The 21,746-nt window shown below is 52.2% G+C and carries 23 protein-coding genes; 4 read left to right on the forward strand and 19 right to left on the reverse strand.

The genetic code is table 11. From position 1 onward, the window contains the following. Together ACRQV7_RS08815 and ACRQV7_RS08820 are read left to right on the forward strand one after the other, a co-directional pair. The gene (locus ACRQV7_RS08815; protein ID WP_444657855.1) at nucleotides 1-492 is read left to right on the forward strand and encodes an amidase domain-containing protein; all 492 of its coding nucleotides are present in this window, start codon (nucleotides 1-3) and stop codon (nucleotides 490-492) included. Nucleotides 493-609: 117 nt separating this feature from the next. After that, nucleotides 610-918: a late competence development ComFB family protein gene (locus ACRQV7_RS08820; RefSeq protein ID WP_444657856.1), complete on the forward strand. Its 309-nt coding sequence runs from the start codon at nucleotides 610-612 to the stop codon at nucleotides 916-918. Between the two features lie 41 nt (nucleotides 919-959). On the opposite strand, the gene pfkA is transcribed toward ACRQV7_RS08820, so the two are convergent. The 13 genes from pfkA to ispD all read right to left on the reverse strand — a co-directional run bounded on the left by pfkA (nucleotide 960) and on the right by ispD (nucleotide 15,146). Next, the gene (gene pfkA / locus ACRQV7_RS08825) at nucleotides 960-1,928 is read right to left on the reverse strand and encodes a 6-phosphofructokinase (RefSeq protein WP_444657857.1); all 969 of its coding nucleotides are present in this window, start codon (nucleotides 1,926-1,928) and stop codon (nucleotides 960-962) included. A 103-nt stretch (nucleotides 1,929-2,031) separates the two neighbouring features. Further along, nucleotides 2,032-5,529, reverse strand: a complete 3,498-nt coding sequence (locus ACRQV7_RS08830) for a DNA polymerase III subunit alpha (RefSeq protein ID WP_444657858.1) — start codon at nucleotides 5,527-5,529, stop codon at nucleotides 2,032-2,034. Between the two features lie 24 nt (nucleotides 5,530-5,553). After that, a complete protein-coding gene (gene whiA, locus ACRQV7_RS08835; RefSeq protein ID WP_275717118.1) occupies nucleotides 5,554-6,474 on the reverse strand; it encodes a DNA-binding protein WhiA in 921 nt (306 codons plus the stop codon). 21 nt (nucleotides 6,475-6,495) lie between these two features. After that, a complete protein-coding gene (rapZ, locus tag ACRQV7_RS08840) occupies nucleotides 6,496-7,356 on the reverse strand; it encodes an RNase adapter RapZ (RefSeq protein WP_275717116.1) in 861 nt (286 codons plus the stop codon). A 9-nt stretch (nucleotides 7,357-7,365) separates the two neighbouring features. Continuing rightward, nucleotides 7,366-8,277 carry a UDP-N-acetylmuramate dehydrogenase gene (murB, locus tag ACRQV7_RS08845; protein WP_444657859.1) on the reverse strand — a complete coding sequence of 304 codons (912 nt, stop codon included), beginning with the start codon at nucleotides 8,275-8,277 and terminating at the stop codon, nucleotides 7,366-7,368. Between the two features lie 68 nt (nucleotides 8,278-8,345). Next, a complete protein-coding gene (locus ACRQV7_RS08850) occupies nucleotides 8,346-9,086 on the reverse strand; it encodes a phosphatase (RefSeq protein WP_275717112.1) in 741 nt (246 codons plus the stop codon). 33 nt (nucleotides 9,087-9,119) lie between these two features. Beyond that, on the reverse strand, nucleotides 9,120-10,085 hold the full coding sequence (gene hprK / locus ACRQV7_RS08855; RefSeq protein ID WP_275717110.1) for an HPr(Ser) kinase/phosphatase: 966 nt from the start codon (nucleotides 10,083-10,085) through the stop codon (nucleotides 9,120-9,122). A 221-nt stretch (nucleotides 10,086-10,306) separates the two neighbouring features. Beyond that, the gene (locus ACRQV7_RS08860; RefSeq protein ID WP_275717109.1) at nucleotides 10,307-11,584 is read right to left on the reverse strand and encodes a CdaR family protein; all 1,278 of its coding nucleotides are present in this window, start codon (nucleotides 11,582-11,584) and stop codon (nucleotides 10,307-10,309) included. Continuing rightward, entirely contained in the window at nucleotides 11,581-12,465 is an 885-nt protein-coding gene (cdaA, locus tag ACRQV7_RS08865; RefSeq protein WP_444657860.1) for a diadenylate cyclase CdaA, read from the reverse strand. The genes ACRQV7_RS08860 and cdaA overlap by 4 nt, the downstream gene beginning before the upstream one ends. Before the next feature lie 85 nt (nucleotides 12,466-12,550). Further along, nucleotides 12,551-13,687 (reverse strand): aminotransferase class V-fold PLP-dependent enzyme, encoded by a 1,137-nt coding sequence (locus ACRQV7_RS08870; RefSeq protein ID WP_444657861.1) that lies wholly within the window; start codon nucleotides 13,685-13,687, stop codon nucleotides 12,551-12,553. Continuing rightward, complete coding sequence (locus ACRQV7_RS08875; protein ID WP_275717106.1) at nucleotides 13,684-13,911, reverse strand: DUF3343 domain-containing protein; 228 nt, start codon at nucleotides 13,909-13,911, stop codon at nucleotides 13,684-13,686. Before ACRQV7_RS08875 ends, ACRQV7_RS08870 begins: the two co-directional genes overlap by 4 nt. A 60-nt stretch (nucleotides 13,912-13,971) precedes the next feature. Beyond that, nucleotides 13,972-14,442, reverse strand: a complete 471-nt coding sequence (gene ispF, locus ACRQV7_RS08880) for a 2-C-methyl-D-erythritol 2,4-cyclodiphosphate synthase (RefSeq protein WP_444657862.1) — start codon at nucleotides 14,440-14,442, stop codon at nucleotides 13,972-13,974. Beyond that, entirely contained in the window at nucleotides 14,439-15,146 is a 708-nt protein-coding gene (ispD, locus tag ACRQV7_RS08885; protein ID WP_444657863.1) for a 2-C-methyl-D-erythritol 4-phosphate cytidylyltransferase, read from the reverse strand. The genes ispF and ispD overlap by 4 nt, the downstream gene beginning before the upstream one ends. Before the next feature lie 249 nt (nucleotides 15,147-15,395). Between ispD and ACRQV7_RS08890 the strand changes: the two genes are divergently transcribed. Both ACRQV7_RS08890 and ACRQV7_RS08895 read left to right on the forward strand, forming a co-directional pair. Next, nucleotides 15,396-15,875 carry an acyl-CoA thioesterase gene (locus ACRQV7_RS08890; RefSeq protein WP_275717101.1) on the forward strand — a complete coding sequence of 160 codons (480 nt, stop codon included), beginning with the start codon at nucleotides 15,396-15,398 and terminating at the stop codon, nucleotides 15,873-15,875. A 125-nt stretch (nucleotides 15,876-16,000) separates the two neighbouring features. Next, entirely contained in the window at nucleotides 16,001-16,171 is a 171-nt protein-coding gene (locus tag ACRQV7_RS08895; RefSeq protein ID WP_275717099.1) for a hypothetical protein, read from the forward strand. A 10-nt stretch (nucleotides 16,172-16,181) separates the two neighbouring features. On the opposite strand, the gene ACRQV7_RS08900 is transcribed toward ACRQV7_RS08895, so the two are convergent. The 6 genes from ACRQV7_RS08900 to ACRQV7_RS08925 all read right to left on the reverse strand — a co-directional run bounded on the left by ACRQV7_RS08900 (nucleotide 16,182) and on the right by ACRQV7_RS08925 (nucleotide 21,746). Continuing rightward, nucleotides 16,182-16,454: a hypothetical protein gene (locus ACRQV7_RS08900; RefSeq protein ID WP_275717097.1), complete on the reverse strand. Its 273-nt coding sequence runs from the start codon at nucleotides 16,452-16,454 to the stop codon at nucleotides 16,182-16,184. A 103-nt stretch (nucleotides 16,455-16,557) separates the two neighbouring features. Beyond that, nucleotides 16,558-17,343: a sporulation transcription factor Spo0A gene (gene spo0A / locus ACRQV7_RS08905; RefSeq protein ID WP_444657864.1), complete on the reverse strand. Its 786-nt coding sequence runs from the start codon at nucleotides 17,341-17,343 to the stop codon at nucleotides 16,558-16,560. 118 nt (nucleotides 17,344-17,461) lie between these two features. Next, nucleotides 17,462-18,694 carry a SpoIVB peptidase gene (gene spoIVB, locus ACRQV7_RS08910; protein ID WP_444657865.1) on the reverse strand — a complete coding sequence of 411 codons (1,233 nt, stop codon included), beginning with the start codon at nucleotides 18,692-18,694 and terminating at the stop codon, nucleotides 17,462-17,464. 218 nt (nucleotides 18,695-18,912) lie between these two features. Next, nucleotides 18,913-20,115 carry an ABC transporter substrate-binding protein gene (locus tag ACRQV7_RS08915; protein WP_444657866.1) on the reverse strand — a complete coding sequence of 401 codons (1,203 nt, stop codon included), beginning with the start codon at nucleotides 20,113-20,115 and terminating at the stop codon, nucleotides 18,913-18,915. A gap of 3 nt (nucleotides 20,116-20,118) precedes the next feature. Next, a complete protein-coding gene (locus ACRQV7_RS08920) occupies nucleotides 20,119-20,931 on the reverse strand; it encodes an ABC transporter permease (RefSeq protein ID WP_444657867.1) in 813 nt (270 codons plus the stop codon). After that, a complete protein-coding gene (locus tag ACRQV7_RS08925; RefSeq protein ID WP_275717476.1) occupies nucleotides 20,928-21,746 on the reverse strand; it encodes an ABC transporter permease in 819 nt (272 codons plus the stop codon). Before ACRQV7_RS08925 ends, ACRQV7_RS08920 begins: the two co-directional genes overlap by 4 nt.

Consider the following 21,746-nt stretch of genomic DNA (forward strand, 5'->3'; position numbering starts at 1 on the left):
ATGCTGGTTGAGATACCGTATAACCGGGAACAGGTGGCCGAATACGCCAAAACGTGGGCTCTTTTGAGGAACCGCGCCTTCATGAATTTCGATAAAATGGGCGGCGACTGTACCAATTTTGCCTCGCAGTGCATTTATGCCGGAAGCAGGGTGATGAATTACACCCCCGTTTTCGGCTGGTACTACAAAAGCGGCAATGACCGTACCCCCTCGTGGAGCGGAGTACAATATCTTTTTAATTTTCTTACGGCAAACAAGGAAGCGGGGCCTTATGCGGAGCAGGTCGACGTAAGTTCCCTGGAGGTTGGGGACATTGTCCAGCTCGGCAACGCCGAGAACCACTTTTACCACTCCCCCGTGGTTGTGGACATCACTCCACAGGACATTTTCATCGCCGCCCATACGTACGACGCATATATGCGGCCGCTGAGCAGCTATTTTTACAGTACCATCCGCTACCTACATATCAAAGGCGTAAGAAAATACCAGTGAAATTTCCGGCGCTTGAAAAAGAGGACGGCATGTTTCCGAAAATCATTTACAAATACTTCCAATGATGATAGAATGAAATAGTTATGAACGGGCAATTTGAAGGAAAGGCAGATCTGTATGGGAGTAAAACTGAAAAATCTGATGGAATCCCTGCTTTTGACCAAAATGGACGAGGTAATCGATAAGCTGGATTGCTGTAAATGTGAGAAATGCCGGATGGACATCGCTTCTTACGCATTGAACAGACTTCCGCCCAAATATGTCGCCACCTATGAAGGTGAGGTTTATTCCAAGCTGGACACGCTGTCCATACAGTATGAAACGGATTTGCTCAACGCATTGTTTCAGGCAGCAAAGGTTATTTCGGAAAACCCTCATCATAATCTTTCCGCTGAAATTTCTTCTGAAAATAATACGCAAAAATAAAAGGAGTTCCGCCACAAAAACGGAACTCCTTTTATTTTTAATCAGATCGAAATCTTAAGCGCTATGTCGTACAGGCTCTTGTCAAAAACGCGCTCCATCTCAAGCGCCTCCGTAATATCCAAATCAACGATCTTGCCCTTCTGCATCACAACGACCCTGTTGCCCCGGCCCTTATACAGAAGATCCGCCGCATGGAATCCCATTACGCTGCCGGCCACACGGTCACGGAGCGTGGGCGAACCGCCGCGCTGTACATGGCCAAGCACCGTAGCCCTGGTTTCGATCCCGGTTTTTTCCTCAATATCCTTTGCCAGCTTGTCCACCCCGCCGACGCCCTCGGCCACCACAATGATAAAATGCTTTTTACCCGTTTTCTGGGTAAACATCATACGGTTGATGATGTCCGTCTGAAAATCGAACGGGATTTCCGGAACAAGAATGGTCGTTGCACCGACCGCAATACCGGTCTGGAGTGCCAGATCGCCGCATTTCCTGCCCATGACCTCTACAACACTGCAGCGGTCATGCGACTCGGTCGTATCGCGCAGACGGTCAACCATCTCCACAGCCGTGTTCATGGCGGTGTCAAATCCAATGGTATATTCACTGGCGGCAATGTCGTTGTCGATTGTACCCGGCACGCCTACACAGGGAATTCCCTCCTTGGTAAGGTCGCGCGCACCGCGGAAAGAACCGTCTCCGCCAATGACCACGATGCCCTCGATTCCCATATCACGGCAATTGTCGGCAGCCTTTTTTACGCCGTCCGGAGTATTGAATTCCGGGCTGCGGGCCGTAAACAAGGCCGTACCGCCGTGATGAATAATATCGGAAACACTGCGCAGATTCATTTCAAAGACGTCGCGGTTCAAAAGGCCATGGAAGCCTCTTCGTACGCCCATGACTCTCATTCCATAAGAAATACCGGTTCTTGCTACCGCCCGAACGGCTGCGTTCATTCCCGGCGCATCTCCCCCGCTGGTCAGAACCGCAATTGTTTTTGCATTCATGATGTTACCCCCTAAATTCGTTGCTTTGCCATATCTAAATTATAGTATATCAGGCGAAGAAGAATCAACCGGTGAATATGGACAAAAGTATCCGCTATATGGATTATTGTTGTATTTCCTTTACAACCGCCACATTTTTTTCTCCGAGCAGGTTTTTTAATTCCCGCACCAAAATATCGTTGACGCTGACATACATGGAAAAGGGAGCCCGCACCAGCTTTTTGGTATTGACAAAGTAAATATAAAGCGGCGTCCTGCCGTCAAAAATGGCAAGATATTTTTTGGCCCGGTCATAAAGCTCCGACTGCTCCTCCGGCACTTTGATGTAAAGTCCCGGATGCGCGGGCTTTGCGGCCCCCGCACTTTTTTCACAACCCCCGTGAAGGGAGGGAGCGGGACCGACCGATTCACAGACCAGCTTGGCCTCTTCGTCTTCGCGCATACTGATTCTGCCGAACATCTTCACGATTTTCCCTTCCGTGATCCACTCGGCATACTGGGCGAGGATTTTCGGAAAAACCAGAACCTCCATAGAGCCGAACATGTCTTCCAATGTCACAAACGCCATCGTGGTATTACTCTTGGTCACTTTCATTTTTACGCCGGCAATAATCCCGAGGAGAGTCACCGTATCGCCGTCGTGAAAGCGCCCTCCGTTCTCCCTTGCGTCGTCAAGGATATCGCCGGTGCGGCTTGCGTGGACCGCGTCATACTGATTGATATATTCTGCCATGGGATGACCGGAAAGATACATGCCGGTCACTTCTTTTTCCATGGAAAGCTTGTCGCCGGCGCTGAAATCGGGCATTTCCGCTATGGAATACTCCTCGTCGTCGGCCGTCTGGGCGGGAGTGTCGAAAAAGCCCATCTGGCCGTCCACATTGCGGCGCTTGTCGTCGTCGAGATAATCCATGATATTGCCGACACTGGTCAGCATCTGCCTGCGGTTGACGCCAAGCCCGTCCAGCGCCCCGCATTTGATCAGACTTTCCAGTGCGCGCCGGTTCAGTTCGCCGTACATACGCTTGCAGAAGCCGTAGAACGTGGTATACTGCCCATTTTCCTTCCGGTCGCGCAGGATGCTGACAATGAATCCCCGGCCCAGATTTTTCACGGCGAGCAGGCCGAAGCGGATGTCTTTCCCCGCAACGGTGAAGCCGACGCCGCTCTGGTTGACGTTGGGCGGCAGCACGCGGATGCCCAGGCGCATACACTCGGCTATGTAAGCCGCCAGCTTATTGTTGTTGTCCAGCACACTGGTCATCAGCGCCGCCATATATTCGCGCGGATAGAAGCATTTGAGCCAGGCGGTCTGATAGCTCAGCAGCGCGTAGGCCGCGGCGTGGGATTTGTTGAAGGCGTAGGACGCGAAGCTTTCCATTTCGCCGTAGATGGCTTTTGCCGTCGGCTCGTCCACACCCCGGCGGATGCAGCCGTCCACTTCAACCTCTCCCTTTTCGTTGGTCAGCCCATAGAGAAAGATTTCCCGTTCCCTCTCCATCACGGCGGCTTTTTTCTTGCTCATCGCACGGCGCACGATATCCGCGCGCCCCAGCGAATAGCCCGCCAGCGTACGGAAAATCTGCATTACCTGTTCCTGATAGACAATACAGCCGTAGGTAACGTCCAGAATATCCTTTAGCAGCGGATGGCGGTAAGAAACCTTTTCCGGATGATGGCGGTTTTCGACATAGCGCGGAATGGATTCCATCGGCCCCGGACGGTACAGAGAAATAACCGCGATGAGGTCTTCGATGTATTCCGGCCTCAGCTGCATGATGACGCTGCGCATCCCGGCGGATTCAAACTGGAACACGCCGTCGGTCGCGCCGCTGGAAAGCATGGCGTACACTTTTTTATCGTCCAGCGGAATGTCTTCGATCTGAAAGCCCGGCCGCTGCGCGGCGATCATGTCCTGCGCGTCGCGGATGACGGAGAGGTTGCGCAGGCCGAGAAAGTCCATTTTCAGCAGGCCGAGCTCTTCCAGTGTAGTCATGGTATACTGCGTGACTACGGAATCATTGTTTTTGGCAAGCGGCACATACTCCGCGACCGGCCTGTCCGTAATGACGACGCCCGCGGCGTGGGTGGAAGCGTTGCGCGGCATTCCCTCCAGCTTTCTCGCCATATCGATCAGCTCGTGAATCTGGGGGTCGGTGTCGTAGCGCTGCCTTAAATCGGTGGAAACTTTGAGCGCCTTTTCCAGCGTGATGTTCGGTTCCATCGGCACCAGCTTCGCAACTCCGTCCACCGTCGCGTAGGGAACCGCCAAGGCGCGGCCCACATCGCGAATGGAACCCCGCGCCGCCATGGTGCCGAAGGTGACGATCTGGGCAACATGGTCAGCGCCGTATTTCCGCACGACGTACTCGATCATTTCCTGACGGCGTTCGTCGGAAAAGTCGATGTCAAAGTCCGGCATACTGACGCGCTCGGGGTTGAGAAAGCGCTCAAACAACAGGTTGTACCGAATGGGATCGATTCCCGTAATCCCGATACAATACGCCGCAAGACTGCCCGCGCCGGAGCCTCTTCCGGGCCCCACCGGGATACCGGCTTCCTTCGCATAGCGTACAAAATCGTAGACGATCAGGTAATAATTGACGTATCCCATATGCTCAATGGTATTTAATTCATATTCCAGCCGCCCGACCAGCCCGCTCGCGGGGTTTTCTCCGTAATGCCTGTAAAGGCCCTCGTAGCATTTGTCACGGAAAAACGCCGTGTTCTCCTGTCCGTTCGGCGTATCAAAATGCGGCAGCTTGGTTTTGCCGAATTCAAACTCCACATTGCACCGCTCTGCGATACGGACCGTATTGTCCGCGGCCTCCGGATGACCCGGGAACAGGGCGCGCATTTCCTCTTCGCTCTTGTAATAGAACTGGTCGCTGCCGAATTCCATACCGTCCTTATCCTCAACTGTGTGGTTGGTCTGGATACAAAGGAGGATATGATGCATTTTATTGTCTTCCCGGCTGATGTAATGGCAGTCGTTGGTCACAATAAGCGGGATTCCCGTTTCCTCCGAAAGCTTTATGATGGACGGATTGATGCGCTTTTGCTCCCGCAAACCGTGATCCTGCAGCTCCAGATAGAAATTGTCCTCCCCAAAAATATCGCGGTAGCGCAGGGCGGCTTCCTTCGCGCCGGCGTAGTCGCCCGCGGTCAGGGCGCGCGGGATTTCTCCCGCAAGGCAGGCGGAAAGGGCAATGAGCCCCTCGTGGTGCTCCCGTAAGAGGTCGAAATCCACGCGCGGCTTGCTGTAAAAACCCTCCGTCCATGACTTCGATACCATGGCGATCAGATTCTGGTAGCCGGTGTTGTTTTCACAGAGAAGGACCAGATGCCGGTGCTCCGAGTCCAGCTCGTGCACCTTGTCAAAGCGCGTGCGCTGGGCGACGTAGACCTCGCACCCGATGATCGGCTTGATGCCGCGCTTTTTGGCTTCCTTATAAAAATCGACCGCGCCGTACATGACCCCGTGGTCGGTAATCGCTACGGCGGTGTCTCCCCGCCCGGCGGCGGTATTCAGCAGCTCTGTGATACGGCACGCGCCGTCCAGCAGGCTGTACTCGGTGTGCAGATGCAGATGAACAAACATGTGCGGTACCCTCCTGTCAGTTCTTTATAATACTCTCGCAAACTCCATAATGCGCTGCAGACGGTGGTTCACCCCGGACCGGCTGAGCGGTTCGGAGAGCGTCGCGCCGAGCTCGCGGAGCGACATTTCGGGATACCGGCAGCGCAGCACGGCAAGCTCCCGCAGTTCCTCCGGCAGCGCGGACAATCCCCCGGCTGAACGGATGATCTTTTCGATTGCGACAATCTGTTCCGCCGCGGCGGACGCCGTCTTGTCAATATTCGCCGTCTCAAAATTGGTTTTCCGGTTGACGTTGTTGCGGACCTCTTTCAGCATTTTGACCTGCATCAGGCTCATGGCGGCCTTTCCGGCGCCCATAAAGGTCAGAAAATCCGCGACATGCTCGCTCCCCTTGATATAGACTACGTACGAACCCTTCCGGTTCAGCAGACCCGGCTGCAGGTCGAGCTCATAGATTTCGCTGATAAAGGCGCATAAATCCCTGGCAAGGTTCATAAACGGCACCACGAATTCCAGATGATAGTCCTTGCTGGGGTCGGATACGGTGCCGCAGGAAAGAAAAACGCCCCGCAGAAACGCGCAGGCGCAGCAATCGTTTTCCATATTGGCACGGTTGATCCGAAGATGGATTTCTTTTCCCGTGTGCCCGAAACAGGAAAGCACCTCTTCCCTTTGTCCGCCGCCGGATACGGCAACGGTAAAAGCGCTTTTGCGCTCCTTCCGGCGCAAAAGGGAGGTGGAAACATCCACGACCACCCCGGCGGTTTCCGCGGTAAGCTGCGCGGCCCTGTGAGCGGCGGCGGTGTTTTGAATCGTCAGGGAAACGGCATTTTGAGAAAAGCTGCGGCCGAATAAAAGCATGCCGTAGCATTCCGCTTTCCGGCAGCAGGATTTTTGCGGCATCGCCTGACAAAGTTCGGTTTTTGTTTCAGACGCAAATGACATTTTTGTACGCTCCCGATTCTGTTATTGCTTTTGGATATCGCGGTGGTTGACGCTTGTCCTCCTGTTCTGTTCCAGCAGATGGTTGTACAGAAGCTGGGCCAGGGCAACGGAGCGATGATGCCCGCCGGTGCAGCCGATCGCAATCACGAGCTGGCTTTTCCCCTCGTTGCAGTAGAGCGGGATCATGTAATCGATCAGATTCAGGAAGCGTTCGATAAAGCCCTGCGTCTGCTCCCATTTCATCACATAGCTGCGCACCGGCTCGTCAAGCCCGGTCAGGTTGCGTAAATCCTCAACATAGTAGGGGTTCGGCAGACAGCGCACGTCAAACACCAGATCCGACTCGGCGGGAATCCCGTACTTGAAACCAAAGGAAACGCAGTGGATCATCAGCGCGTCGGAGGAATCGCCCAGGAACAGGCTGGAAATGCGTTCTTTCAATTGCGCGGGAGAAAGATACGAGGTATCGATGATATAGTCCGCGCATTCGCGGACCGGCTTTAAAACATCCCGTTCCAGCTTTACGGCCTGTTCCAGCGAGCCGAGACAATTTTCCACCAGCGGATGCTTGCGGCGGGTTTCCTTAAAACGGTTCATCAGCACAGAATCGTTCGCGTCCAGAAACAGGATTTTATATTCCTTATTCTCGCTTTTCATCTGGTCAAGCGTTTCAAACAGGCTGGAAAACATGTCCCCTCCGCGGATATCGGTGACGACCGCCACCCGCGACAGCGTGCCTTTCGCCTGTTTGGACATTTCATAAAAAGCGATGATCAGCTTGGGAGGGATATTATCGATGCAGTAAAAGCCAATATCCTCCAACGCGTCAATGGCGCGGGATTTCCCCGCGCCCGAAAGGCCCGTAATAATTAGAAACTCCATATTTCCTCCCTAACTGCCAATGGTTTTCACTTCGCATTCCAAAGATATCTTCGTCTGCTGATAAACCGTATCCTGGATGATTTTAATCAGCTCCGTCACATCCCGGCAGGTCGCGCCGCCGGTGTTGACAATAAAGCCCGCGTGCTTGGGGCTGACCATCGCGCCCCCCACCGTTCTGCCCTTCAGGCCGCAGGCCTCTATGAGGGTGCCGGCAAAGTGGCCTTCCGGCCGTTTAAACACGCTTCCCGCGCTCGGCAGTTCCAGCGGCTGCTTTGATTTTCTGCGGCGGTAAAGGTCATCCATTTCCGCCGAAATTTCGTCCTGATCTCCCGGCTTCAGATCGAGCCTGAGCTCCAGAATGGTGTATCCGTTGTCGGTATAGGCGCTGCGGCGGTAACCCAGCTGCAGCGCTTCGCCGGACAGCATGCCGATTTTCCCTTCCTTTGTAACATGCGTGCAGGAAAGAAGCACGCTCTTCATTTCCTGATTGTAGGCGCCCGCGTTCATAAACGCGGCTCCGCCCGCCGCGCCGGGAATTCCCCACGCGAACTCAAGGCCGGTCAGCGAATGCTCCCTGGCGAAAACGCAGACCCCCGCCAGGGACGCGCCCGCGCCGCAGGAAACCGTACCGTCCGGGTTCTGTCTGATTTCGCGGAACTCGCCGTCCAGCGCGACAACCGCGCCCCGTATCCCGTTGTCGCTCACAAGCATGTTGGAGCCGTTGCCGATCGGCATCAGGGGTACTTTTAGTTCGGCCGCCGCGCGGTACAGTTTCTGGATTTCCGCACGTGAGGACACGGTAATAAACAAATCCGCCGGTCCCCCGATTTTAAAGGTGGTGTGCCGGCTCATCGGTTCTTTACGGCTGACCTTACAGCCCAGGTCTTCCGCCGTCAGGGCAAGCTGTTCTAAATGATTCATCGTTTCCTCCGGCTATTCCGACAGTGTCGATCGGATTTTTACGGCAATCCGGACAGTCGGAATCATTTTTACTGTAATAAAGGATCGCTAAAAACATTCGTATACTCTCTGAGGTATGCCTGAAAACGCTCCACGCTGGAATTCACCACAAGCTCCTCGGGGAAATCCAGTTCCTTCAGCAGCGCCAGCGACCGGTCAAAACAGCCCACCAGGCTGGAAAAATGGGAATCCGTGTTGACAATCACCGGCACACCGCGCTTTTTACAGATTTCCATGATTTTTTTGCAGTTGGGGATGGACGATTCCCTTCCGGTAAAGCTGCTTTCGTTCAGCTCCACCAGCTTTCCCCGCCGCCCGAATTCCGGGATTACCGACTCGTAGTCGTACCGGTATTTCTGCGTACCGCTGTGCCCGATTACATGAATATGCGGATTTTTCGCAATATTCATCCATGCGTTTGTAACTTCCTCGACAGTCGGTCTTTCCTTCGGAACCGCTTCCGCGTGAATGGAGGCAACCACCCAGTCCATCGTAGAGATGCTGTCCTTTTCAAGGTCGATATTGCCGTCAAAATCAATGATATTGGTCTCCTGCCCGCGCAGGACAAGCACCCCTTCGAGAAGATGAGGAATGATCCTTAAATTGTGAAAGTACCAGCGGCCCGGCGCTCCCGGCATGGTGATGCCATGGTCGGTAATGGCGATGGCATAAAGCTTCTTTAAAAACGCTGCGTGTACCATTTCCTGCAAGGTGCTGTAGGCGTGTGTGGACGCGAGCGTATGCGTATGGGTATCTGCGATGATATTCATATTTACTCCCAGCTTCTATTCCCTATTCCCGTATTATAAATCCAGATCCAGCTTTTTTTCCGATTCCTGCAGCACGGAAATATCCATGCCGAGATTCTGCATCAGCTCCTGCGCCGCGTTGTAGCCCATCTTTTTCTGACGGTTGTTCATGGCGGCCACCTCGATGATGATCGCGAGGTTTCTGCCCGGCTTCACCGGAATGGTCAGCACGGGCACCTTGATGCCAAGAATTTCCGTGTATTCGCTGTCGATGCCCATGCGGTCGTAAACCTTGTTATTGTCCCAGATTTCCAGGTTGATCACCATATCGATCTTTTCCGTCAGCTTGACGGCGCCCATACCGAAAATGCGGCGGGCGTTAATAATGCCTATGCCGCGAAGCTCAATAAAATGCCGAATGTTATCCGGGGCCTGTCCGACCAGCGATTTGGCGGACACCTTGCGTATTTCCACCGCGTCGTCCGCTATGAGGCGGTGGCCGCGCTTAATCAGTTCAATGGCCGTTTCGCTTTTGCCAACACCGCTGTCGCCGACCAGAAGGATTCCCTCGCCGTAAACCTCGATCAGCACTCCATGGCGCGTAATCCGCGGGGCAAGCTCCACGTTCATGAAGGAAACCAGGGAAGCCACCAGGCTGGAGGTCGTCTCCGGCGTTGTTAAAAGCGGTATTTCATGGGCTTTGACCGCTTCCAGCAGTTCGGACATCGGCTCTATGCTGCGCGCAATAATCGCGGCGGGAGGCTTTTGGGAAAAAATCTCGTTCAGAACTGTGCTGCGTTTATCGGAGGAAATCGACCTCAAAAAGGAGGCCTCCGCGTTGCCGAAAATAATAATGCGCCTTGTATCGTAATAATCATAGAACCCGTTCAGCTCCAGTCCCGGACGGTTGACATCCGTGGAAGAAATCAGAATTTCTTTAGGGTCTCCGGGCATATAAATCGTATCCAGCGACAGTTCGCCGATCACCTTGGACAGAGGCACCGTAAAATTGCTGCTCAAAAAAACACCTGCTTCCCTCTTTTTATAATATATAGAATATTATGATATATTTATTATATCTCAACCGGCGAAAAGTTTAAAGCCAATAATTAAATAATATCGTACGCTTTCCGGAAAAACACCTCCGTCCGCAGTTTCCTGCAGCCGGAGGTGATTCTATCCGTTTTCACGGTGTCATTCATTTCGTTGCCGGGGGGTGAATACAGCAGATTTTTCACAGGCTATCCGCTTTTAGAAGTGACGCTGATATTCGCCATATAGCTTCCGTAGACCCAGGTGCTTACGGAATTCCCCACACTGATGGTGACCGGCATTTCCGTGTGCCCGGTGAAATTTTCTTTGCCGGACATATCGATCTGAGCGGAAAGGCTGTTTTCCGTCAGCTTGGAAATCTCAGCCTCCGGCCCGACAACCGTAACCGTCAGGGTCTTGGTATAAACGGTGGCGGACTTGTCAGCCGCGAGATTCTTAACGGTGAAATTATTGACAACCATTTGCCGCGTGGCCATGGAGCTCAAATCCAGCGTAACCTTGGCAACCGGAACATTGCTTAGGTTCTTGCAGGTCGCCGGAAGGGTCACGTTCACGTCAAAGGAATTTCTCGTCGGGCTGATGCCCGAAAAATCCAGCGGAGCAAGACTGACCTCCGTCAGATTGGCCAGCACATCCTGCGGACCCGCCACTTCGATGGTCTGGGGGTCAATTTTGATCTGGCCGGAGGAAAGCGACAGCCCCAGAGGCTTGTTGGTAAAGTTCACGCTGAGAGGCAGGACCTGCCTTGCAAGGACTGGAATGGTGACATCCACCTTCTGCTCGCTCATTTTCAGCTTGTTGCTTGTGATTTTATTGCCGTTTGCATCGTACATGACCAAATCGGTCGTAAAGCTCCTGGATTCTCTCAGCGTGTCGCTGATCTCGTACTGTACGGATACCCTGTTGATCTGTGAGACTTCCTTTTCAGGGCCCGAAACCGTGACCGTGTCGCTGCTGAAGGTAGGCGCGCTGACAAAAAAAGCGGGATCCGACTGATAACCCGGCTTGTATTTGATGTCATTCTGGATGGTAAAGGTCTTTTCCGCATACCGGTCCACTGTGATGATCGCCTGGCTGGGGGAAATGGAAACCCACTCGTAATCGGAAAGGGTCCCTTTTTTCTGTACCGACAAATTAAATGTATAGCTTCCGGGGCTGGTAATGGTCGAGGCCAGCGGAGCGACGACCTGCATATCGGAAGCCTTGATCTGATTGACAATCAGGCTGTTGCCTTTAATGGATACGGTCGCGGTCTGGTCGACCGGGCTGAAAACCTTTAACCCGTCCTCCTGCGCGGCGTCCGAAAGATTGATGACGACCGGCACATCGGTGATTTGCCGGGGAAACTCCTCGGTGTTTCCGGTAGCCATAAAAATCCACAGGACAATGGAGAAAAGGACGGAAAACAGCATTACAAATTTATCGTCATAAAATAAACGGCCTATATTAAATTTTTTATTTTTCATTTCTTTTTCGCCCTCCTTATCGAAGGGATAATGCTCTGGCGCTTCTCGCCGGTTTCGGCTTCACTGGTCAGAATCAGGTTTTCCAGCTCGCTTTTCAGCGTTTCCCTGGTGTAATTGCGCGTGAGGACGCCGTTTACGGCAACGGAAATCTGCCCCGTTTCTTCGGACACCACAACCACGACGGCATCGGAGTTCTCACTCATGCCGATCGCGGCGCGGTGGCGGGTACCGAGTTCAATGCTGACGCTGTCGTTCTTTGTCAGCGGCAGAATGCAGCCAGCGGCATACACCATACCGCTGCGCATAATCATGGCGCCGTCGTGAAGCGGAGCCTTGTTGAAAAAGATATTGCAGATAATGGGCGAAGACGGAATGGCATTCACCACCGTACCCGTATCAATAATATCGCCCAGCTTTGTCTGCATTTCAAAAACAATCAGGGCGCCCGTTTTCTGTTTCTGCAAAACCGCCGCGGCATCGACAACGGCATTCACGCCCCTGCGGTTTTGCTGCCTCAGCATTTCAAGATCATCGTTTGAAACACCGAACAGCCAGTGCTTATTCCCCATCCCGCTGCGGCCGATCTGTTCCAGCGCACGCCGGATTTCCGGCTGAAAGACCACCATAATGGCCACAACGCTGAATTGAAAAAAATAGGTCAGCAGGTTTTTCATCATATAAAGCTTCAGGGCATAGGACACACCCCACACGGCCAGAAGCACAATAATTCCTTTAATCAGCTGCTCCGCTCTTGTTTCACGAACCAGTTTTATTCCACTGTAAATAATAAAGGAAACCAGAATGACGTCCAACGCATCGGAAACACGAAACAGTTTCACAATACCGATAAACGAATTCCATATGGTCACAACGACATCCATAACTTACTTCCTTCCGTCAGAATAACACACATCCCTTATAATTTTAACATATATAATTTGATATGCAATCCTTTTATCTTTATTTTCAGATTATTTTCATGAGAGTCGCGGTAAAACTGTTCATTTCGCCCAAATTGCTGAAAGCGGACGGGCAGACCCGCACGGCGCCCTGCGTCAGGGTCCCCATAAAATCATGCGCCGCAGGCGCACAGTGCAGCCCCGCGCGCACCGCAAAGCCGCGGGCGTTCAGCTTCTGCGCGACGGTCTCGCTGGGAACGTCGCCCACATTGAACGAAAGTACCGGCGCAAAATACGGCGCGTCCGGCTCCGCCGTGTAAAGCTTCACGTTTTTTATTTTTGACAGTTTTTCGTATAAATTCCGGATCAGCGACATCTCATGCTGATAGATCGTCTGGACCCCGCGGCTTTTCACGAACTCGATCCCGGCCCGCAGCCCGGAGATGCCCGGCATGTTCTGAGTGCCGCTTTCCATGCGGTCCGGCATGCTGGAAGGCTGTTCGAGCAAAAGGGAGTTGGTCCCGGTTCCGCCTTCAATGATCGTGGGAAGCGAGGAGCCGTCCGGCGTAATCAGCATGCCGGTCCCCATAGGGCCGTAAAGGCCCTTATGGCCCGCAATGCAGAGATAATCGAAACCGCCGTTCGCCATATCGATCGGCAGAACGCCCGCCGACTGTGCGCAGTCGACCGCAATCGGGACGCCGTAAATATGGCCCAGGGCGGCGATGCGTTCGACGGGCAGCCGGATTCCCCAGACATTGGAGGCGTGTGTACAGACGATCAGTTTTGTGTTTTCCCTGAGCGCACTGCGGAAAGCGTCTACCGTGGCGTCGTTATCGCCCGGAAAAACCCGCGCTCTGGTAACAGTCACTCCGGACTCCATCAGCTTTTGCAGAGGCCGCATGACGGCGTTGTGCTCAAGGCAGGAAACCACCGCGTGGTCGCCGGGCCTGAGCAGCCCTTTTATCACATAATTCAGCGCATGCGTACAGTTCAGAGTAAACGCAACGCATTCAGGCCCGGGCGCACGAAAAAAATCGGCCGCCGCCTTGCGGCAGCGGTAAATTTCCTCTGCCGCTGCAAGCGACATACTGTGACCGGCGCGTCCGGGGTTGGCTCCATAATTTCTCAAAGCAACATTTACCGCACTTAGAACGGAATTCGGCTTTGGATACGTAGTCGCGGCATTGTCAAGATAAATCATAACGATCCGTCTCTTTCCGCTCGTCCAAGTATTTTAATGCCGGCGCCGGCTAAAATACTCTCTGCTTCATCCGTCCTGTCGGGAACATATATACTGTAACCGCAGCCGGCACGGTTGCCGCCCGGTGTTCTTTCAACATAAGCTTTAATACCGTAGCTGAACAGGATGTCGCGGCTCTTCATGGCATACGTGATTGAACTAATCAAAATCATCGGTTTGCTCATGATAATCACCTCTCTGTTTTTACTACAGAGTATGCCGGAAACATGCCTTTTGACTATCGGTTATGATTCAATAAGACATACCGCATGTGCGGCAATTCCCTCTCCCGCACCGGTAAATCCAAGATGTTCCTCGGTGGTGGCCTTCACGCTGATTTGATTCAAGCCAACCCCGCAGGCCGCCGCCAGCCTTTCCCTCATGGCCTCGATATAGGGTTTCAGTTTCGGCGCCTGCGCAATGATCGTGGCGTCAATATTTGCAATGCGGTAATTCTTTTGAGCGAGAAGCGCACAGACCCGCGTGAGCAGCACAAGGCTGTCCGCGTTTTTGAAAGCGGGGTCCGTGTCCGGAAAATGCGTCCCGATATCGCCGAGAGCGGCGGCTCCCAAAAGCGAATCTGCAACGGCGTGGGCAAGCACGTCCGCGTCGGAGTGGCCCAGAAGGCCCTTGTCATACGGGATTTCGACACCGCCTAAAATCAGCTTTCTGCCTTCCGTAAGCCGGTGCACGTCGTAGCCGTGGCCGATCCTCATAGCGGCACCTCCCTGCTTTTCAAAATAGCCTGCGCAATTTCCACATCTTCCATCGTGGTCAGTTTGATATTCGTATATGTCCCCATGCACAAATGCACCCTAACGCCTGTATGTTCAACCAGCTGACAGTCGTCCGTGTAATCTCCCCCGTCCGCCAAAGCCTGTTTCATCGCCCGCCGGTAAAGTCCCCGTTCAAACACCTGCGGGGTCTGAACCGCCCACAGGGCGGAACGCTCCGGGGTGGAAACCACATAATTATTTTTCCCGATGATTTTAATCGTATCCTTGACGGGAACCGCAAGCGCAGACGCGCCGCACTCATAGGCGTCTTCCACCGACGCGTTGATTTCTTCGGGAGTAATCAGCGCTCTTGCCCCGTCGTGAATGGCAAAATAGGCGGCATTTTCCGGCACCGCGGAAATCCCCGCCGCAACAGACTGCTGCCGGGTAGCGCCCCCTTCGACAATCGCAGTTACTTTTTTGATTCTATATTTCTGAATCTCGTTTCCGACTTGAGCAATATCTTCTTTCCGGCAGACCACAACGATACTCTGGATCAGTTCCGCGCTGCTGAAGGCGGAAAGCGTGCGCACAATGGCGGGCGTCCCGCAAAGGGAAACAAACTGCTTTGAAAAACCGAGCGCCATGCGGGTGGAGCTTCCGGCGGCAACGATCACGGCGCAGCAGTGAGGCTTTCTTCCCATCCATTCGTCCCTTCCTTTTTGATCGGATTTTGATCGAATGGTTATTATTATAATATTTTATCCGCCGCGGCGCAATTACAATCCTGTCACAAATTGAAAATTAAAACTGTGTTAACAATTATAGAGGCGTCCCCGCCTACAGCAATTCCATTTCAGTTTGCAGAATTAACTGGAAATGCTGTATTGAGTTTTTTCCAAGGATCGTATATGATTGAGTATATGAATTCATTGATAAGGACTGGTGGTACTATGAACGAGTTACCGGCAAAAAGGGTGTCGGATTCTGAAACGGAACAGATACAGGTCATCTTCGAGAACGATCTGAACGGCCAGGGACGTGTTTTCGGCGGGCGGCTCGCCTCCTGGATCGACATTGTCGCGGGGACCGTTGCGCGCAGGCATTCCAACCGCAATGTCACTACGGCGGAAATCGACACGCTCCGGTTCAAAAGCCCCGTTTACATGACCGACCTGGTGGTTTTACACGGCAGGATCACCTACGTCGGAACGACTTCGATGGAAGTGCGCGTCGACAGCTTTTCCGAGGACCTGTCGGGCCAGAGAAGGCTCGTGAACACGGCATATCTGGTTCTTGTAGCGCTTGACGAAAACGAAAAGCCGACTCCCGTTCCCGGCTTGATCTGTGAAAGCTTTCAGGAAAAAATGGAATGGGAAGCCGGCGAAAAGCGGCGCAGGCTGCGTCAGCAGCGCCGCCTGGAAGCATACTGAAAACGCCTGTCGACCCGGCATTGCATCCGAAAATAAAAAATTTTGCACTTCCTGATTTCCGGGCTCTGAATGAAACGCCGTGTACGGTGTTATACTAAGCCTGTGAACCGAAGGGAGTGAATGATATGCCTGACCGACCCGATCATTGGGAAACCAACCGGGACAGCAAAGAAAAAATCACCCAGCAGGGAAAAACTCCCAAAGAAGTACAGGCTGACCTTTTGGCGGGAGAACCGGATGATTTGGCCATCGATTTTACAAATATCATTGATTATCGCGGAGGTGGATCGAACTGATCCGCCTCTTTTATTTGTTGGTGGAAATACTGACCGTATTTGATTTTAAATTTTTGCAGACATAAACCTCCGTATGATAAACCTGGTCGACGTAAACATACAGGATGTCGTCCGCGCTGATCTTCGTGAGGCTGACCAGCTTCAGATTATCCGGCACCTTGCTCTGCGCGCCGGCGTCGGCGGCTTTGCCCGCAGCTCCCGTGTTGGCGGTATTTTTACAGCCGGTGAAATTCAGCGTCGTCACAAGCAGAAGGATTCCAAGGATCAATATGCTTCGTTTCATAGCAATCACCACCCCGTGTTAAATAAAACTCCTTTACTTTAAAGGCAGAATAAAAATTCACATCCGATAAAGTAAAGGAGTGCATAGGATTTAAAAATGAAAATCAGCTTGCGCTTTTCATGTGGAGCCGGAGCCTGTCGCTGATCATTGCAATGAACTCGCTGTTGGTCGGTTTTCCGCGCGTATTGTGGATGGTATAGCCGAAATAGGAATTGAGGATATCCACGTCGCCGCGGTCCCATGCGACCTCTATTGCATGGCGAATGGCGCGTTCCACACGCGAAGCCGTTGTGTCATACTGTTTTGCAACGCTTGGGTAAAGCTGTTTGGTAACCGCATTGATAATATCCGGTGTTTCTATTGCCATAATAATTGAGTCGCGTAAATAGTGGTAGCCTTTAATATGAGCAGGGACTCCTATCTGATGGAGTATTTCAGTTACCTGAATTTCAAGCGATGGCTCCGCTGCGGCCGGCGCCTGCTGTCTGGAAGGCGTTTTCTGCGTTAAACCGGAAATGGAACAAAGCTGAATGATTCTGTCGGAAAGGTCCGCGGCATTAAATGGGTAAATGGCAAAATAAGACGCTCCCGACACCATTACTTCACGCTCCAAAGCGGGGCTGGTAAAATTGGAAATGATTACAAACATCGGCCCCATGCCCGGGACCTTTGCCTGAGCCGCTTTCATCACGCCTATTCCATCCAAACGGGGCATAAACAAATCGGCAAGGACGACATCAGGATGAATGGATTCTATTTTTTCAAGCAGTTTCATGCCATCCTTTTGCGTATAGATTATTTCCATGCCGGATTGTTCAAAAATTCGACCGTAATCACGGTTAAACTCTGCACTGTCATTTGCTATGAGAAGTTTAATACGCTTTTCCATTTTAAGTCCCCCTAATAGATTTAATTTACCGTTATATTACCATATATTGGAAAAAATGGCAATAGGTTGTAAAAATATTTTTTGCTAAAAAGGGGAAATATAAAAGCGCAACATTAGATTAAGAAGCTTTTTGTTTGTCATTTGATCTAATGCTCTCTGAAACCGACAGCATATTTTCAGCGAAAATGCCATATCCTCGTGTTGGATCATTCACAAAAACGTGGGTCACAGCGCCGATGATTTTGTCGTTTTGGATAACCGGGCTGCCGCTCATTCCCTGAACGATTCCTCCGGTGGCGTTCAGCAGTTTTTCGTCAGTAATGTGCAAAACCATATTTTTGCTTTGTACATTTTCACGATAGTCTATTTTTTCGATTTCAGCAGTAAAGTATTGCGGCCTGCCGCCGTCTATGGTCGAAAGGATTTTGACGGGACCGGCTTTGATTTCCTGTTTCATCGCCACTTCCAGGGCTTCTCCTTTGGGAGCGGTGTTCAGGGTTCCGTAAACGCCGGCGGGAACATTGGCTTCCAGCGTTCCCATCGCGGTATCGGTGCTGAAATATCCCCGAAGCTCTCCCGGACTTCCCTTTTCGCCTTTGGTGATTCCGCTGATTGTGACGGGAACGATGTCTCCGTTCAGCAGCGGCATCAGCTCATTGGTATCCGTATCACAGACACCGTGGCCCAGACCGGCAAAACATTTCGTAACAGGATTGTAAAAGGTGAGCGTCCCGATTCCCGCAGTGCTGTCCCGGAGCCATACGCCGGCCCTGTAGACGGAGTCGACCTCAGATTTAACCGGCTGAACGGTGGTCGTAAGGACCTGCCCGTCCCGGGAAACGGTAAAAGTAAGGCTGCGGCCTTCGCTGTCTGTAACCATCTTGATGATTTCCGCGTTGGTGTTGACTTTTTTGCCATCAACCTCCGTAATGATATCGCCGACCTTCAGTCCCGCCACGGCTGCGGGGTTGATTGTTCCGGATGAAGTTTTGATATCGGCTACCCCTACGACGACTACGCCGTTTGTAAACATTTTGATTCCAAACGGCGTACCACAGGGTACCAGAAGCGTTTCCTTGACGACATTCACGCTGACCGTCTTGATGGGGATCACATGATAGAGCATCAGCTTTGCCTTATAACTTTTATTCGGTGTCGAACAGATGCCGGTGGAAATATCGGCGCCATTTTCGGCCACCGCCGTAATTGCGTCCGAACCCCATTGCAGACTGCTTCCGGCAGTAATTTTATAGGAATCAGGTGTGAAATAATCGGCCATGCCGACACTGGCAGCATACAAAAAAGCCAGCACAGCCGCGAATGCGGTGAATCCTTTTAGAAATTTTTTCAAAATTTCACCTCCCTTGCGCCGCTCTATTAATCTGCCACGGGACGGTGAAATTATTATGACAATTCTCTTGATTATTGGAATTAACTGGAATTATTTTCTCCAATTGCGCTGTCTTAGGCCGAAAATGCCTTCATTTACATGAGATGGGATAAAATCGCAAAGCCCGCGGCGCATAAACGCCGCGGGCTTTTATCCTTTTCATTTTCAAAAATGCAATTTTATTGCAGTTCGCGTTTCGCTTTCATTTTTTTATAAACAACAATTCCGATATAGAGCAGCAAAAAACCCAAGAGAACCGCGACCAAGGTCGCCGTCTGGCCGGGGCCGCCCATTTTTACTTCCGCCCAAAGCGTATCCAGCAGCAGATTGGTGTCCTCGGGAAGGTTGACAAAGGTTTCCGATTTGTCCAAAATTTCCTTGTCGGGATAAAAAATGGGATTGTTGACGGTTTCTTCCGGCAAAAGCTCCTTGGCGGCCGACTCCGGCGTGGAGTAACCGATATAGTCCACGTTCGCCGCGGCTATTTCGGGATCGCAGAGAAAGTTGATGTACGCCTCGGCCTCTTTTTTGTGCTGGGCGCCGGTCGGAATGCAGATCGCATCGACAAAGAAGTTTGTCCCCTCCTTTGTCGGAATGGCAAACCCGATGTCCGGGTTATCTTCCACCAGGGTGGCGGCGTCCCCCGCGTAATACGGGGCAAGCCAGGCGTCGCCGCTGGACATTTTGTCAAAGATCTGATCCATGACATAGGCCTGAACAAGCGGCTTCTGCTCTTTTAAAAGCTTCGCGGCGTTCTCCCACTCCTCCACATTCGTGCTGTTGTAGGAATAGCCGAGAATTTTCTGCGCGATGCCGAAGGAATCGCGCGGGTTGTCAAACATCAGGATTTTTCCCGCGTACTTTTTATCCCACAGGATTTCCCAGCTGTCGACCGGTTCTTTTACGTATTTTTTATTGTAAAAAATACCGACTACCCCCCAGGTGTAGGGGACGGAATATTCATTTTTCGGATCGTATTTCGGGTTGCGGAACTGTTCGTCGATATACTGGAAATTCGGGATGTTGCTGAAATCCAGCTTTTCAATCATTTTCTCGTCAATCAGCTTGGAAATCATATAATCCGAAGGAATGATAATGTCGTAGTTCGCCCCGCCGTTGGCAAGCTTAGAGTAAAGGGATTCGTTGGTATCGAACGTGGTATAGTTCACGTCGATGCCGGTCCGTTTGGTAAACTCCTTGTTGACGTCAAGCGTATCGTCGACGCCGTTCGAAATATACTCGCCCCAGTTGTACACATTGATGGTCACCCCTGTTTTCGGCGCGGCGGGCTGTTCGGGTTCTTCCGAAGACGCAAACGCCGACGGGCTGACAGCGGCGGCAAGCAGTACGGCAGCTGCCAGAGCTGCAATCGTTTTTTTCAAATTTCACGCCTCCTCAATCAGGTTTTCTTCCGCTTTCCTGTCTTTTGACTGGCGAAGGTTGACAATGATGAGCAGCACCATGATCGTGCCGAACAGCAATGTGGACAGCGCGTTGATCTCAGGGCTGATTCTCTTTCTCGTCATGGAATAGATAAAGATCGGAAGCGTCTGCGTGGTACCGCTTGTAAAATAGCTGATGACAAAATCGTCTATGGAAAGGGTGAAGGCCATAATCATGCCCGTCACAATCCCCGGCATGATTTCCGGCAGAACCACCTTAAAAAAGGCAAGAACCGGGCTGCACCCAAGGTCCTGGGCCGCTTCATACAAATGGGAATCCATCTGCCGGAGCTTCGGCATGACGGACAGGATCACATAGGGCAGACAGAAGGTGATGTGCGCCAATATCAGGGAAAACATGCCGAGCGATATGTTCCCCATGGCCTTGGCGAAAAACACGAACAGCAGCATCAGGGAAACGCCGGTGACGATCTCGGGATTGACCATGGGCAGATTGGTTACATTCATCACCATGCGCTTCATCCATTTGTTCATGCCGTTGATGCCGATGGCCGCGGACGTCCCCAGAACGGTGGAAACGACCGCCGCGATCACCGCGATGACCAGCGTGTTTCTCAGAGCGTTCAGGAGCATGCCGTCCTGCATCAGCTGCGCGTACCACTTAAAAGAGAAGCCCGACCAGACGGAACGGCTCATGGTGGTGGAATTATTAAAGGAAAAAACGATCAGTACGAAAATCGGCGCGTAGAGGAACAGGAACAGAACGGCGGAATAAATCCTTGAAATTGTTTTCATATCATGATTCCTCCCCCGTTGTTCTCCCCTTCGTCAAACTGGTTCATGATCCCCATGCAGATGAGAATCAGCACCATGAGGACCAGCGAAATGGCGGAACCTAAGTTCGGGTTGTACGCGCTTCCCAGGAACTGCATGTCGATCAGGTCGCCGATCATCAGGTTTGCGCCGCCGCCGAGCATTTTGGAAATGATAAAGGTGCTGACCGCCGGTACAAAAACCATGGTGATCCCGGAAATCACCCCGGGCATGCTCATGGGAAAAGTGACCTTTGAAAACACCTGCATCTGATTCGCGCCGAGGTCCTGCGCCGCTTCGATCACGCTGGAATCGATTTTGGTCAGTACGGAGTAAAGCGGCAGGATCATATACGGAATATAGTTGTAGACCATTCCGAGCACGACCGCGCCCTGCGTATTGATCAAATGCAGCTTTCCCAGGCCGAAGGACGCAAGCAGGCTGTTGATGATACCGTTGTCCTCCAGCAGGGTCATCCAGGCGTAGGTACGGAGCAGAAAGTTCATCCACATCGGCAGCATGACGAGCATAATCATCATGCCTTGCCTGCGCGCGCTGATGTGGGAAATAATATAGGCAAGCGGATACCCCAGCAGCAGGGAGATCACGGTGGCCAGAGCGCCCAGCCAGATGGAGCGCAGAAAGACGTTGGAATACTGTCCGACTTCGGCGATATTTTTGAAGGTAAACGCCCCGCTTTTATCGGTGAACGCAAAAATAACGACCAGAATCATCGGAACAATAATAAAAATGGACATCCATGCAGCATAAGGAGCCGCGGCTGATTTTGCTTTCAT

This window comes from Caproiciproducens lactatisolvens, assembly GCF_052443335.1.
Classification (GTDB): Bacteria; Bacillota; Clostridia; order Oscillospirales; family Acutalibacteraceae; genus Caproiciproducens.